This window comes from uncultured Mucilaginibacter sp. (assembly GCF_903893715.1).
Classification (GTDB): Bacteria; Bacteroidota; Bacteroidia; order Sphingobacteriales; family Sphingobacteriaceae; genus Mucilaginibacter.
On sequence record NZ_CAITNG010000092.1, the window covers coordinates 1 to 14863 of the forward strand.

A 14863-nucleotide genomic window follows, 5' to 3' on the forward strand; every position below is an offset into this window, starting at 1 on the left:
ATGTGGAAAAAAAGAGTTAAATATTTGTTAAAAAATTAGTCTGCTAATTCTATAGAGTATATCTTTGTGCAATTGTTAGTTTATCAGTTATAAACCAATCGTTCTTTATGATAAATAATGAGGTCAGTTAATGTTTAAAAAAGAGGGGGCTTCGCGGCGCTCTCTTTTTTTTTGACTTGTTTTAACAAACATTAACAATAAAATGTGTTACACGGCATACGTTTTGTGAACTGCAATTGATAAACTTGCATTTGATTGTTCAACATTACGATGAAACGTAGCCTGTTTTTTTTTATTACATTGTTGTTTAACTGCACAGCTGTTTACGCGCAACTGCCCCTTACTGGTAAGGTTTATGAGTTAGATACTCATGTAATATTGCCCTCTGTCAAAGTGCAAAACATGCGGACAAAAGATAATACCTTGACCAACAATGCGGGTTTATTTACCATTCAAGCCAAAGCGGGTGATTTATTGGTGCTGACAGATTTTGCTTATCAACCTGATACAGTTGTTGTAACCAACTCCCGCTTAATCGAGATTTATCTTACCCCGCAAAGCCGAGCCCTTAAAGAAGTTACTATACAAAATACAAGCACAAAATTGGGTAATCTTAAAGACCCCAACCTACAAAATCAGGCTTTAAGGTATCAAACCGATGCTAACGGGAACCCGATAGGGGGTATTGCCATCAGGTTTGGTTACGGGAAAAGTGCCCAGAACAAGAAAAATGCTCAGGTTGCATACGAAGAAAATGCTACGCAACAAATAGACAAAGCATTTAGTCCTGAAAATGTAAGCAAATATGTGCCGCTCAAAGGGAACGATCTGAAGCAATTTATAGGGCTTTATCGTCCAATGATAAGCGATTTTAAGGCTCCCGGGTTCGATTTGACCTTATACCTGAACGACTGCTATGAGAAGTTCATGCTGCTACCACCTGATCAGCGCAAAATACAATCGCTGAAACCCGATACGGCAAAAAAACAATAGTTTCAATACTTGCCAACTATTACCTTGGTCATCTTATCGAAGTCGAGGTATTGATTAGCTATTCTCAATATTTCAACGGGTTGTATATCGTGAACTATGCTGGTATAATAGTCGTAGTACCCAAAATCGAGCCCTGAAAAATAGATGCTCTTAAACTTATCCGCGTGCGACATTACGTTCTCCAAACTACCCAATAGCGAACCGAGCATATAATTTTTTACCAGCGAAAGTTCCTCATCGCTTATGTGTTCTGTTTTGAGGATATTGATTTCTTTTTCAATCTCGGTCATGGTACTGCGGGTTACATCGGCACCCACTTCGGTAGCAATGAACAAAGAGCCAAAACCTTTAAAGGATACCATACCCGAGCCTATGCCATAGGTATAACCTTTTTCTTCGCGGATATTTGCCATCAAACGGGAACCAAAATAGCCCCCTAATATCGTATTAACCACTTGTAAAGCCGGATAGTCGGCATGAAGGCGATCGATCGTAGCGGTACCCAAACGAATGGCGGATTGCAGCGCCTCGGGCTTTTCGATTAGGGTAAACAATTGCCCCGACGGCATTGGTGCAGGCTGATCAACATTGGCAATCCCATTATTGGTCCAATTCTTATCAAATAAATTTGTAATGGTTTTTAAAATAGCGTCATCCACTTTACCGGCAACCAATATGGTGCAATTGGCCGGCTGATACATTTGTTTAAAATGAGCCAACAAATCGGCCTGCGACAAATTATTATAATCGCTTGGCTCGGGCTTCAAACCATATATGGTATTCCCAAAAACATTGCGGTTAAATTCCCTTCGGGCAACAAAATCGTTTTTTTGCAGGCTTACCTGCAGCTTTTGCTGCTGGTTACGTATGTAAGTTTGCAATTCCCTTTCCGGGAAAACAGAGTCCCTCAAAATATCGTAAACAACAGGCAATGTACTATGCAGGTGCTTATTCAAAGTAAATAAGGTTACCTGCGACTGCTCAAACCCGTAATCTATCTGCAAAAATGCACCGTAATAATCGATTGCGTCAGCAATCTGTGCGGCAGTCATTTTGTTTGTACCATCGTTTAACAACGTGTTTACCGCTGTGTTCAACAAGGGTTTTTCAGCATCAAAACTCAGGTTTCTGAAAATCCATTCAATGCGTACCAATTCCTGCTCGCCTGAGTTGAACCAAAATAAATTGCAACCATTATCCAGCTTTACATGCCCCGGGTTAATCAGGCTGATGTGTTCAATTGGTTTAAACTCCGGTGGGTTAGTTCTGTTCAACATTATTCGGCTAAGTATAAAAGTGTGGATGAGTTTTCTTTAACAAACATGGCCTGGGCCTGGTGCTGTACCTGTTGGGCTGTTATGCCCAGATAGCGGGCAATCTCTGCATTCAGCAATTCAGCATCTCCCAATAATTCGTACCAGGCAATATTCATGGCTGTATCCAGCAACGACATTTCGGAAAACACCATTGTCGATTCCGTTTTGTTTTTTACTTTGGTCAGTTCATCAATTGAAACGGATTCTGTCTTTAGTTTTTCCAGCTCTTCCCATATCGCAGCTTCTGCTGTTTCTATCGCTATACCAGGCAAAGGTTTGCCATCGACAACAAACATACCGGTATCTATACTACCCGTCATATAGGCATGAACTTCGCTAAACAGTTGTTTGTCCTTTATCAATGCTTTGTATAAGCGAGATGAATTGCCACGGGACAGCATATCGCCGACCAGGTCAGTAACATAGTAGGCTTCATTCATCCTTTCCGACATCTGAAAAGCTATATAAATGCTGTTCATTGGCACCTTGGCTGTGATGGTCAGGCGGCGCTCATCGTGCTGGGGTGCCTCCTGGGGTAGGTTACGGTGGTACTTTTGCCCTGCTGGTATTGGACCAAACCATTTTTCGGCCAATTGTTTTACTTGTTCGGTATCAACATCGCCGCCAACTACCATAATGGCATTTTGTGGGTTGTAGTGCTTTTTAAAGAATGCCTTTACATCGGCCATCTGAGCATTTTCGATGTGCGATAACTCTTTACCTATGGTTGCCCATCGATACGGATGCATTTTATAAACCAAAGGCCGCAAATGTAACCAAACATCGCCATAAGGCTGATTGAGGTAACGTTGTTTAAACTCCTCCATCACCACGTTACGCTGAACCTCAAGGCTCTTTTCGCTAAAAGCAAGGCTAAGCATGCGGTCGCTCTCGAGCCAAAACGCAGTTTCGAGGTTTACAGCAGGCAAGGTGATGTAATAATTGGTAATATCGTTGCTTGTAAAGGCATTGTTTTCGCCACCAACACGTTGCAGGGGTTCATCGTAATTGGGTATATTAACGGAACCACCAAACATCAGGTGTTCGAACAAATGTGCAAAGCCGGTTTGCTCCGGGTTTTCGTCGCGGGCGCCAACATCGTATAAAATATTCAGCACCGCCATTGGGGTGGTTTTATCCTGATGGACAATAACCCGCAGGCCATTATCAAGTGTAAAACGGTCGAATTTAACCATGTAGTCCTAAAAAAATCGGTACAACAAAAAACAGGTTGCAAAGGTATAGTTTTTAACCATGTTCGAAATAATAATGATCAATTGAAAGCAAGAAGAATAACAACTTTAGCGAAAAAAAATTTCTTCAATTTAAAAACAATACAACCAGCATTGCTGTTCTCTTGATAGCAGTCGGTAATATCGCTGCATCAGCTTAAGCTGGCCAACAGATTTTTTTTCTACCAATTAATAATTTATCAAATGAAAAACATCCTGGTATTGATCGATCTATCACCCCGATCGGCAAAAATTGCTCAACTCGCTTTAAAGCTGGCCAAGCAAATCAATGCCAATTTATTATTGTGCGACGTTTTGAATGCGCCGCTCAACAAAGTAATACTATTTGAAGACAATGAATATTGGCCATTTGAAGATGAATATTACCCCAATGCCGAGGCATTGGTTAACCAGTTAAAACAAAACCAGGATAACGCCCCTATTGGCCGCACATTTATTGATTGTGCCAGTATCAGCGATTTTAATACCGATAAAATAAAGGACCTGGTGGTTGAAAAGGAAATTTGTATGATGATAGTGGGAGTACAGCATTTAACAGATTTAAAAGCCAGTAATGCGGATAATTATGCCAGGCAAATAATAGACCACGCCAATTGCCCGGTGTTGGTAATTCCGGAGCACACCAGAGTGAAAGAAATTGACCGGATAGCCTACCTAACTGATTTACGCTATTGCGAAATGCAAGTGGTAAATTTTTTAAAAGCATTTAACGCTTACATTTTTGTTACCCATATATCCGCAAGTGGGATACCCGATATGGAAGATGGTTATGCGCAGTCACTTTTATCGGATGCTTTTGCGGCGCAGGTAGGTTACAATAAATTGTTTTTAAGAAATATAAAAGGGGAAAACAGGAAGAACGACCTTGAAACTATAGTAAGTACAGCCGATATAAAGGTTATTGCTTTAGTAAACAAAAAGCACCAGATGCTCGACAGGTTTATCCAAACCGAACCAGGTAAAAAAAGGGACTACCATAATTTGCCGCTATTGGTTATACCCTATATGAACAGGTATAGCTGGTAACCTATCTTCATCCTGATCATTGGTTTTTTTGATTGGTTGATTTTTCGATTCTTAGATTTCCTTCTAAAATATATCATTTGAGAAAGCTAATTTTACCGTTGGAAACTTGGAGAGGAAAATACTACCTCAGCTATAGGTTAAATCAAACTAAACGGGAATGTGGTATAACAATATACTTGAAACCATTGGCCAAACGCCATTGGTAAAACTCAATAAAATAGTAAAAGATATACCTGCAATGGTATTGGCAAAGGTGGAAACCACCAACCCCGGTAATTCCATTAAAGACCGTATGGCCCTTAAGATGATTGAGGACGCAGAAAAAAGCGGGTTGCTAAAACCCGGAGGTACGATTATAGAAGGCACATCGGGCAATACAGGCATGGGCCTGGCCATGGCTGCCATTATTAAAGGCTATAAATGCATTTTCACCACTACCGATAAACAGTCGAAAGAAAAAGTGGACGCTTTGCGTGCCTTTGGGGCTGAGGTGATTGTATGCCCAACCAACGTGGATCCCGAGGATGCCCGCTCGTACTACTCGGTATCATCGCGATTGGTAAGGGAAACGCCGAACTCGTGGAAGCCGAACCAATATGATAATCTATCCAACTCGCAGGCGCATTATGAGCAAACCGGTCCGGAGATTTGGGAACAAACCGAAGGCAAAATAACCCATTTGATTTGTGGCGTAGGCACCGGCGGCACGATAAGCGGCACGGCCAAATATTTGAAAGAGAAAAACTCAAACATCAAGGTTTTAGGTATTGATACCTATGGTTCAGTATTTAAAAAGTATAAGGAAACGGGCATTTTTGATAAGAACGAGATATACCCCTACATTACCGAAGGCATTGGCGAAGATTTTTTGCCAGCTAACGTTGATTTTAATCTGATAGACCATTTTGAGAAAGTAACAGATAAGGACGCAGCATTGATGACGCGCGATATATCCTTAAAAGAAGGGATTTTTGTGGGCAACTCTTCAGGTTCAGCAATTGCAGGTTTGTTACAGATGAAAGATATGTTTAAAGAGGGCGATGTGGTAGTGGTGATCTTCCCCGACCATGGCTCGCGCTATATGGGCAAAATGTTTAACGAGGACTGGCTGCGCGAGCGCGGCTTTTTGACTGACGCCAAACTAACGGCCCGTAGCATTATCGCTAAAAAAGAGAAATCGGAGATTGTTACTATCGATTGCGAAAAATCGATTATGGAGGCTATAGGCACCATTAAATCATTGAATATTTCGCAGATACCTGTTACACAAAAAGGAATGGTAATAGGTAAGATAACCGAAAGCGGTATACTGGATGCGTTACTCGAAAATCCATCGCTCCGCTCGGCAACGGTGAAAAGCATTGCCACCGGTTCATTCCCCTTTGTTGATTTGAATACCAGCATCGACAAAATTTCGTCGCTCATCAACAAAGACAATACGGCTGTTTTGGTGGAAGATGAACAAGGGCAAATCAACATTATTACGCAGTACGATATTATCAATGCAATAAGCGGGTAAGCCGCTTAACCCTCTGAAGCAGGAATAAAAGTTTACGGTTTTAAAGAACTATAGATGCTTAAAAAAGGAGAACACATAGAAGGCACACCTGTAGAATTGCAGGTTTTGCTTGACAAAGATGCAGAAGCAAATGCCTTTTTCCAAGGCCTCTCAAAAGGCTACAAACAGGGCTATTGCGATTGGGTTGGCTCGGCCAAACAAGAAGACACGCGCAAGATTAGGGCTGATAAGGCGATGATCATGCTGCGGAACAAGCAAAAGACGTTAAAAACGTAAGAGTTCATGGACCATGGTCGATGGTCCATGGTAAACGGAAATAAATTTCAATAATAGCTATGATCTGTGGACTATCGACCATGGGCTGCATGGTTAATACTCCAACGGCACAGTAGGTTCCTTCTTACTGGTACTCATGATCATCATGGTTTGGAAGGTTTTTACAACGGTTATTTTGCTGATTTTCTCCATAATAAGTTGTTCGTAGGCTTTGATATCGCGAACGTAAACTTTTAGCAGAAAGTCGCATTGGCCGGTTACGTGGTGGCATTCGGTAACTTCTTTGATGGCTTTTATCTCGTCGACAAAAACCTGTATGGTGTTGTTCTTGTGGAAATCGAGCGATACCTGGATAAAGGTTTTGATACCCAAACCGAGTTTTTCCTCATCAACCAAAGCATGATAGCTCTTAATAAAGCCCGAATTTTCCAGTTTGCGCACTCGCTCCAAAGTTGGCGCCGGAGAAAGTCCAATTTCGGTTGAAAGCTGCAGGTTGGTAATCCTTCCATTCTCTTGCAAGGTTTTAAGGATGGTTAGGTCTATTTTGTCGATATCGGTAGTTGCCATAATGGTTACAAATATATATTTTCCCTTTAAACAAAATAAAATTTTTTAAAATCATATCAAAACAAAATAAATTCATTGCGATAATTTTTTAGACTTATCTAAAAAAATGATTAGATTTGTTGAAATGAACTCGTATACCGAAGAAAATTATCTCAAATCCATTTATCACCTTTCGCTCAGTAACGAGGAAAGCGTGAGTACCAACAGTATTGCAGCCGCGCTGAATACCAAAGCGGCTTCGGTAACGGACATGCTGAAAAAACTGGCCGATAAGAAGCTCATCAACTATACTAAATACCAGGGAGTCACTTTAACCGAAGAAGGAAACGGCATTGCAATCAATATTGTACGTAAACACCGGTTGTGGGAGTATTTTTTGGTGGAGAAGCTCAATTTCAAGTGGGATGAGGTACATGAACTGGCAGAGGAGCTGGAACATATTACGTCGGCAGAGTTAGTTGACAGACTGGATAAGTTCCTCAATTTCCCGAAATACGACCCACATGGCGACCCTATTCCAGATAATACCGGCCGCATCAAAAAACACGAACTGATACCTATATCAGCTTTAAAAGATGGCGATAAAGGCATCATCATGGGCGTGCGCGAACATACCCCGGTATTTTTGCAATACCTCGAAAAAATGAACCTCACCATCGGCAAACATATCCAACTGATAGAAGTTGTAGCTTTCGACGCGTCGGTGATATTAAAAGTAAATAAAGAAACCGTCAGCCTGAGCAGGGACGCGGCTAAAAATATTCTGGTAACAGTATGAGCGGACAACAAGGCGAATCGTTAGGGAATGTACATGGGTCGGTAAATACCGAAAACAAATTGGGCTGGCGGAAAATTATGGCCTTTTTGGGTCCCGCCTATTTGGTGAGCGTAGGTTATATGGATCCTGGCAACTGGGCAACCGACATTGCCGGGGGCAGCGAGTTTGGCTACCGCCTCATTTGGATACTGTTTGTATCGAACCTGCTGGCACTGCTCTTACAATCGTTAAGTGCCCGGCTGGGTATTGTCCGCGGGCTGGACCTGGCCCAGGTATCAAAAAACACCTATACCCGCTTTGTAAATATCTGCCTTTATATACTGGCACAAATAGCCATTGTTGCCTGCGATTTGGCCGAAGTAATAGGTATGGCTATTGGTTTACAGTTGCTTTTTCACCTGCCTATGCTTTGGGGCATATCGCTTACCGTTTCTGATACCTTACTCCTATTGTTCCTCATGAATAAAGGTATGCGCAAACTGGAGGGCTTTATCATCTCGATGATATTCATTATAGGGCTGGCATTCCTTATCGAGATGTTTATTGTGAAGCCGGATGTAGTTGACATTGCCAAAGGCTTTTTACCGCACAACCTTTCGGGCAGCGAACTGTATATCGCCATAGGCATTATAGGCGCCACGGTAATGCCGCATAACCTTTACCTGCATTCTTCGCTGGTGCAAACCCGCAAAATTGAACGTACCGATGCCGGCATCAAACAGGCGTTAAAGTTTAATCTGTTTGATACCACCATTGCCTTAAACCTGGCCTTTTTAGTCAACGCGGCCATTTTGATTCTGGCTGCAAGCGCGTTCTTCCGCAATGGATATTTCCAGGTTGCCGAAATTAAGGATGCCTATAAGCTGCTTAACCATATTTTTGGCTCGCTGGCGCCGATGCTGTTTGCGATTGCCTTGATAGCATCAGGCCAAAGCTCGACCATTACCGGTACGTTGGCAGGGCAAATTATTATGGAGGGCCATATTAACCTGCGCATACAACCCTGGTTAAGGCGATTGCTTACACGCTTATTGGCCATTATACCGGCTGTGCTCACCATTGTTTATTTTGGTGAAGAGTCGCTCACAAGCCTCATTATTTTGAGTCAGGTAGTATTGAGCTTGCAGTTGGGCTTCGCGGTGATACCGCTGATACATTTTACATCCGACAAGGCGTACATGGGGAAATTTGCCATTGGCTGGAAGATAAAGGTACTGGCATGGCTAAGCGCGGCGCTTATTGTAGTGCTGAACGCCAAACTGATTGTTGAACAGATTTGCGACTGGATAAAAGACTACCCTTCCATAACCCCATGGATGTATGGACTCATTATCCCGCTTACCATTGGGATTGCCTTTCTGTTGGTATACGTGTTTTTAAAGCCTATTTACTTTAAACACCATACCGCGCCCGGTACCACTGTTCCGCACGGCGAAGCTACTACCATTGGCAGCATGGCGCCCATTTTGTACAAACGCATCGCGGTGACCATCGACTTCTCGGGAAAAGACCGGGACTCTATCCGCAATGCCCTGATGCAGGGTGGTAAAGATGCCGAATACACCCTGATGCATATTGTGGAGACCGCGGCAGCAGGTTATTTAGGTACCGAAGCTCTCGACCACGAAACCCAGAGCGATAGAGAGAACCTTGACAAATACATTGCCGAACTGCGCGCCATGCATTACCATGCGCATGGCATAATTGGTTATGGCAAGGCATCGAACGCTATTGCCAAAATTGTGAACGATGAAGGTATCGACTTCATTGTGATGGGCGGGCATGGGCACAAAGCGCTCAAGGACATTATTTTTGGCACTACGGTTGACGCGGTTCGGCATAGGGTGAATGTTCCTATACTGATTGTCAAGCCGGATAAACAATAGTTCTCGTGAGTGTCGGCACTTAAATCCGAAATCATACTATCTTTGCAGCACTATGACCCAGGACCTATACATCAAAAACAAAAAAGCCTATTTTGAATACCATATACTGGATAAGTATGTGGCAGGGCTAAAGCTGTTGGGTACCGAGATCAAATCTATACGCGATGGCAAGGCTAACCTGAACGATGCCTTTTGCACCTTTATCGACAATCAACTATACGTGCGTAACCTGCACATTGCCGAGTATTCGCACGGCTCATTCTATAACCATGAGCAAAAGCGCGACCGGGTGCTGCTGCTCCAAAAAAAGGAACTCCGCAAACTGCAAACCCGTACCGAAGAAAAAGGCTTTACGATAGTTCCGCTAGCCTTATTCATTAGCGAGCGCGGTTTTGCCAAGCTTGAGATAGGCTTAGCGCAAGGTAAGAAGACCTTTGATAAACGCGAGACGTTAAAAGAACGGGATAGTAAAATTGAGATGGATAGGGCTTTGAAAAGATAGAATCGGGATGCAAGAATCAAGAGCCGAGACAATAAGTTTAACTTCAAAAATCTTGATTCCTGATTCTAAATTCTTGATTCTCACCTACCAGGCCCTATCGCCTACCAGCGGCACAAACCTGAAGGTATCCAACACCACTTTTTCATAGTCCGTATCGCTTACTTTTAGAATGGTTACCATTTTCTGGCTCTGCTCATCGCCCACCGGGATAACCAATATGCCACCAACGGCCAGTTGTTGCAACATGTCTTCGGGAACAAAAGGCGCGCCTGCCGTTACGATGATCTTATTGAATGGCGCGTATTTAGGCATACCTTTCGAGCCGTCACCACAAAAAAAGTTGGCTTTGTAGCCAATATGCGGCAATACCTGCTTGGTGCGGATATACAGCTTTTCCTGCCTTTCGATAGTATACACCTTCGCGCCAAGCTCCAGCAAGATACAGGTTTGATAACCGCATCCGGTGCCTATTTCCAGCACGGTATCGCCTTTGCGGATATGCAACAGCTCCGTTTGATAAGCTACTGTATAGGGCTGCGAGATGGTTTGCCCCTCACCTATCGGGAAGGCGATGTCTTTATAAGCCTGGTTCCAAAAGGTCTCATCGAAAAAGTAGTGGCGGGGTACTTTGCCAATGGCCGCGAGAACCTGCTCGTCGGCTATACCTTTTTTCCTCAACAGTTCAACCAGTTGTTTGCGCCCGCCCTGCTCGCGGTAGTTATCGATATACTTATAGGCCATTGCGTGCGAAGTTAAAACAAAGCCAAATAAGGATATCCACAAAAGTGAAATGTGAAGAAAAAGATAGCAGGGATTACTCTACCACGTTTATCTTGATCACGAGTTTTTTATCGTGCTCAGCACCATCTACTTTGATGTTCACACGGTGCGCATCGGATGGAAAAAACAAGAAGAAAACCCCTTGGTTAGCAGTGTATTGCGTTCCTTCAACATCGTAATGAGCCACATCTTTGGCATCGTTATAAGGGTCGGTTACTTTGGCTGATGCAAGCGGCGCTACGGCCATACCTTCGGCGCCCTGTATCACGTACTGAAAGTCGATGTATTTGCGGTGCGATTCCCAAACGGTTTGGGCATAAGGTTTGGTAGGGTTATCGGTAACTGAGGCAAAAGCATTGGTACCATCAATGGGGTATTTACCAACCGGGAGCGAGTCGAGGTTGGTATGCTGCAAAAAATCGTGCACCTTCTCCCATACAGCTTTGTTGAGCCTATATTGTTTGGCAAATTCAGCCGTATTGGTCGACGGTGCCAACACAACCTTTACCCCGTGTATATATTGTGGTTGGGCAAACCATTTATCCACATCGGCTTTTGTTTGTGCTTTAGCAGACGTACCTGCAACTAATAAAACGGCGAAAAACAGCCCAAAGGCTAAAAGTGGCTTTTTCATAGATATAGTAAAATTGGTGAGGTAAATATATTGATTACCTCACCAATGGCAAAATATGCCTTATTGATTCGTTGGCTTAACCGGGTCAGCTTTTTGGTTAGGGTTTTGTTGGTCCACAGGTGGCGGCGGCAACTTTTTGGGCTGTGGCTTGGGCTGCGGTTGTTGCTGCGGCTGCGGTTTCTGTTGATTAGCCGGTGGCTGCTGCGCAGGCTGTTGTACAGGCCGTGTTATTGGTGCCCTTGCCGGATCGTATGTATTGCCCGGTGCCGGCCTTTGTTGTTGCGGCTGATTTGCCGGCGGTTGATTAGTGGCCGGGGTTGTTGTAGCAGGCTGTTGTTGTTGGTTGCCCTGATTATTGCGCTGAGGCCTTTGATAATTAGGGTTGCCATTATTGCCCTGCTGCGGCTGCGCGGCCGGCTGTGTAACCGGTGGCGTTACCGTTTGCTGCGGAGCAGGTTGCGTAGCCGGTGCCTGTTGATTACCCTGATTATTACGCTGCGGACGTTGGTAGTTCGGGTTACCGTTATTACCCTGCTGGGGCTGTACGGCAGGCTGGGTAACGGGTTGTGTTACCGCGGGCTGGGCAACCGGCTGCTGGTTTGTTGGCCTTTGGTAAGTTGGGTTGCTGCCATTGCCTTGTTGCGTGGGTTGCGTTACCGGTTGTTGCTGGTTACCTTGGTTATTCCTTTCGGGCCGCTGATAATTTGGATTGCCGCCATTGCCTTGTTGCTGACTCGGTTGCGCAACCGGCTGTTGATTTGTAGGGCGCTGGTAGTTAGGGTTGCCGCCATTGCCTTGCTGATTATCCTGCCTAACCGGCCCTTGGATAACCTGTGGCGCAGGTTTTACAGCCGCGTTGGGGGCAGTTTGCCTGATGTTAGGGCGATAAACGGTCAAGCCGCCACCACCCAATACCTCGCCGGGGCGGTTATTTTCGTGAATCACAACAGGTTGAACCCTGGCATGGGTATAGTTTTCTACTTCTACCGCCTGTGGACCCCTGTTATAAACCACCTTGCTATTTGGGTTATTACGGTTAACGTTATTGATAATGACTACATTATTGATTACAGTAGTGTTGTTATAAACAACATAAGTGGACACATTCGGACGGTTGATATGCTCAACCGGCACAAAGTTCCAGTAATTGCCCGGAGGAGTCCAGCCTACGTTTACGCTAAAGTTAACGCGTGGCGCTATGGGTGCCCAAGCGTAATAGTTACCGCTGCGGCCCCAGGTTACCCATGCGGGTGCCCACTCGTGTCCGGGTGCCCACATCCAGCCGTAGCCGTCCTCGTAAAACCACCGACCATAGTGAAATGCTGCCCAACCCCAGTTATAGTTGGAGGCCCAGGTCCAGCCGTAATCGCTGTACACCCATTGGCCGTTGGTGGCATAAGGGCGAAAATCGTAGCCGACATTAGGCTGCCATACATAGCCGTAGTTAGGGTTGTCAACCCAGTTACCGTAAGGGGCAAGGTCGTCATAAAAAGTTTGATAGTCCGACTCGGGGGGTGCTGCATATACCGGCTGCTGTACCACAGGTGGCGGCTCAACCGCAACGGGCCTCCTCTCGGTCATGTATATTTGTGGTGCGCATCCTGCCAAAAACAGGGCGGCTATAATTAATGTGCTTAGCTTTTTCATTGTATAATAATTAGGGTATTATATTGTTATGACGATTCTTCTTGTAAAAGGTTTCGCTGGTAAATATAAGAAGTATAATTTATTTGTTTCGCCACCGGCTCACGACCCTCGTCATCGCAAACCCTAATCTATATCATTTATATAATTGTAATTTATTTTCAAAACTTAAATATCGGTATTGATTGTCGTTTTTCAACTGAATACATTTATCATCTTATCCAATTTATAACTTATTCATTCGTTGAACCGAAACAGTTTTTTGGTTTTTACAACATTTCATTGATGCCTCCTCCGTCCGGCCTTTTATATAAAGGGCCATTTTAGGCAAAGCCATTAAAGTTCGTTCAACGCTATACTTTTCTAGTATTCCGCAGCGCTGCCCGGGTGGCGTTCTTATCTATTAAGTCGTCGTTTAAAAACGTTGCTGTTTATGGGTTAAAGCTTCAAGTGGGTTCATGTTTTTTGAGTTTGGTTTGAAATTTAATTGATGTCTTTGGAAGCATTATTTTATTGAAAATAATTCAATAGTTAATTATAAAAGCCCATTTCTAATTAAGAGATGGGCCGTAGGGTGGGATATTTTTTGTAATATCAAACCTAAACAACGCCGAATTTGCGTAATAAGTAAGCAGTCGCAATCAATAAGGCTAATAGAATAACGAGTGCGACCTGCCAGGTATAGTTGGCACTTGCCGTAACTGCTTTGTTTTTTAGCACGGTATCGGTTTGCTTTTGTTCCGTCAAACTATCAGCCAATATGTTTCGTGTTGTTTCGCCCTTGTTTTCCTGCGTCGCGGCATTAATGGCCGTTTGGTTGTCCGTTGTTTTTTTAAAAACAATGCTTTTGGCTTTGCCCATATAGCTAAAGTTTTGCCCGGCGTCAATTTTAACTATTTCAACGGCTCCGCTATCGGATATAACGGTTACCGTTGCCGAATCCTTTACAACGGTCAGGGTTTTGGTTTCGGTGCGCACCTTGCCGGTATCAACCCTTGTGGAATCTTTGTTAACGATACTGGTCATATGGGCAAAGGTATTGGCATGGCTTTGGGCGATGTCGACATGTCGTGTTTTGCAGCACGAAAACAGCATCGTAATGGCCCATAATAGGGTAATGGTCTTTTTCATCTTTCAGTGCTTTTAAGTAGTGTATTTAAATTTTTGTCTTCCTGTATCAGGTCGGTATTGCGTGTTTTGGTCTCTATGTTGCCAAGCCGCGTGTCCAAACCGCTTACTTGTTCTTTCAATACCTCTATTTTTGTGTTCAATTCCTGGTTTTGGCTTTTTAAACTGAACCAACTTCCCGGGTTGTCAGTTACATTGTCGGTTTTGATGTATATGCTTTTGCCGGATAAGGCGCTTAACTGGTCGTTAGTTAACGCGGGCAGGCTGATAGTCAGGTTGCTACTGCTCCAGGCTATGGCGCAAATCTCGTAGTCGATGGTGTGCATATACTGAAAAACGATAGGGTTAAACAGTGCCGACCAGCGGGAGGCCTGGTTTGTTGATGGGTCGGATAAGAGGATTGACATTTTATGATGAGTTATGTAAATCGTCAGCTGAAAGTGGACCGATAGGGTGCTAAGCTTGTGGAGTGTTTCCAAAGATTAATTAACTTTAAGACAATGGAAACCAAGAAGAAACAAACAGCAGAAAACTATATCAAAGAGATTCGCAGTAAGACCA

Annotated in this window: 15 protein-coding genes; 7 read left to right on the forward strand and 8 right to left on the reverse strand. The window is 43.8% G+C overall.

Annotation, left to right across the window (positions count from 1 at the left end):
• The first annotated feature begins 270 nt into the window (after positions 1–270).
• Positions 271–993 carry a hypothetical protein gene (locus QZX97_RS10340; RefSeq protein ID WP_295649117.1) on the forward strand — a complete coding sequence of 241 codons (723 nt, stop codon included), beginning with the start codon at positions 271–273 and terminating at the stop codon, positions 991–993.
• A gap of 2 nt (positions 994–995) precedes the next feature.
• Here QZX97_RS10340 and QZX97_RS10345 read toward each other — a convergent pair whose 3' ends face one another.
• On the reverse strand, positions 996–2270 hold the full coding sequence (locus QZX97_RS10345; protein ID WP_295649120.1) for a pitrilysin family protein: 1275 nt from the start codon (positions 2268–2270) through the stop codon (positions 996–998).
• Complete coding sequence (locus QZX97_RS10350) at positions 2270–3505, reverse strand: pitrilysin family protein (protein ID WP_295649124.1); 1236 nt, start codon at positions 3503–3505, stop codon at positions 2270–2272. The genes QZX97_RS10345 and QZX97_RS10350 overlap by 1 nt, the downstream gene beginning before the upstream one ends.
• 240 nt (positions 3506–3745) lie before the next feature.
• Here QZX97_RS10350 and QZX97_RS10355 point away from each other — a divergent pair, with 240 nt between their 5' ends.
• The 3 genes from QZX97_RS10355 to QZX97_RS10365 all read left to right on the forward strand — a co-directional run bounded on the left by QZX97_RS10355 (position 3746) and on the right by QZX97_RS10365 (position 6383).
• Complete coding sequence (locus tag QZX97_RS10355) at positions 3746–4588, forward strand: universal stress protein (RefSeq protein WP_295649127.1); 843 nt, start codon at positions 3746–3748, stop codon at positions 4586–4588.
• Positions 4589–4745: 157 nt separating this feature from the next.
• Complete coding sequence (locus tag QZX97_RS10360) at positions 4746–6107, forward strand: pyridoxal-phosphate dependent enzyme (protein ID WP_295649130.1); 1362 nt, start codon at positions 4746–4748, stop codon at positions 6105–6107.
• Between the two features lie 54 nt (positions 6108–6161).
• The gene (locus QZX97_RS10365) at positions 6162–6383 is read left to right on the forward strand and encodes a YdeI/OmpD-associated family protein (protein ID WP_295649133.1); all 222 of its coding nucleotides are present in this window, start codon (positions 6162–6164) and stop codon (positions 6381–6383) included.
• A 93-nt stretch (positions 6384–6476) separates the two neighbouring features.
• On the opposite strand, the gene QZX97_RS10370 is transcribed toward QZX97_RS10365, so the two are convergent.
• On the reverse strand, positions 6477–6950 hold the full coding sequence (locus QZX97_RS10370; protein WP_295649135.1) for an Lrp/AsnC family transcriptional regulator: 474 nt from the start codon (positions 6948–6950) through the stop codon (positions 6477–6479).
• Positions 6951–7056: 106 nt separating this feature from the next.
• Here QZX97_RS10370 and QZX97_RS10375 point away from each other — a divergent pair, with 106 nt between their 5' ends.
• Genes QZX97_RS10375 through smpB form a run of 3 tightly spaced genes read left to right on the forward strand, consistent with a single transcriptional unit; the run spans position 7057 to position 10116 of the window.
• Complete coding sequence (locus tag QZX97_RS10375) at positions 7057–7728, forward strand: metal-dependent transcriptional regulator (RefSeq protein ID WP_363152322.1); 672 nt, start codon at positions 7057–7059, stop codon at positions 7726–7728.
• Entirely contained in the window at positions 7725–9614 is a 1890-nt protein-coding gene (locus tag QZX97_RS10380; protein WP_295649139.1) for an Nramp family divalent metal transporter, read from the forward strand. The genes QZX97_RS10375 and QZX97_RS10380 overlap by 4 nt, the downstream gene beginning before the upstream one ends.
• Before the next feature lie 52 nt (positions 9615–9666).
• The gene (gene smpB / locus QZX97_RS10385) at positions 9667–10116 is read left to right on the forward strand and encodes an SsrA-binding protein SmpB (RefSeq protein ID WP_295649143.1); all 450 of its coding nucleotides are present in this window, start codon (positions 9667–9669) and stop codon (positions 10114–10116) included.
• An 84-nt stretch (positions 10117–10200) separates the two neighbouring features.
• Here smpB and QZX97_RS10390 read toward each other — a convergent pair whose 3' ends face one another.
• The 5 genes from QZX97_RS10390 to QZX97_RS10410 form a co-directional block, all read right to left on the reverse strand.
• Entirely contained in the window at positions 10201–10857 is a 657-nt protein-coding gene (locus QZX97_RS10390) for a protein-L-isoaspartate(D-aspartate) O-methyltransferase (RefSeq protein ID WP_295649147.1), read from the reverse strand.
• 73 nt (positions 10858–10930) lie between these two features.
• On the reverse strand, positions 10931–11530 hold the full coding sequence (locus QZX97_RS10395) for a YhcH/YjgK/YiaL family protein (protein WP_295649150.1): 600 nt from the start codon (positions 11528–11530) through the stop codon (positions 10931–10933).
• 60 nt (positions 11531–11590) lie between these two features.
• A complete protein-coding gene (locus tag QZX97_RS10400) occupies positions 11591–13177 on the reverse strand; it encodes a DUF6600 domain-containing protein (protein WP_295649153.1) in 1587 nt (528 codons plus the stop codon).
• 597 nt (positions 13178–13774) lie between these two features.
• Positions 13775–14305, reverse strand: a complete 531-nt coding sequence (locus QZX97_RS10405) for a hypothetical protein (RefSeq protein ID WP_295649155.1) — start codon at positions 14303–14305, stop codon at positions 13775–13777.
• The gene (locus tag QZX97_RS10410; RefSeq protein WP_295649158.1) at positions 14302–14709 is read right to left on the reverse strand and encodes a hypothetical protein; all 408 of its coding nucleotides are present in this window, start codon (positions 14707–14709) and stop codon (positions 14302–14304) included. Before QZX97_RS10410 ends, QZX97_RS10405 begins: the two co-directional genes overlap by 4 nt.
• Positions 14710–14863 lie beyond the last annotated feature (154 nt).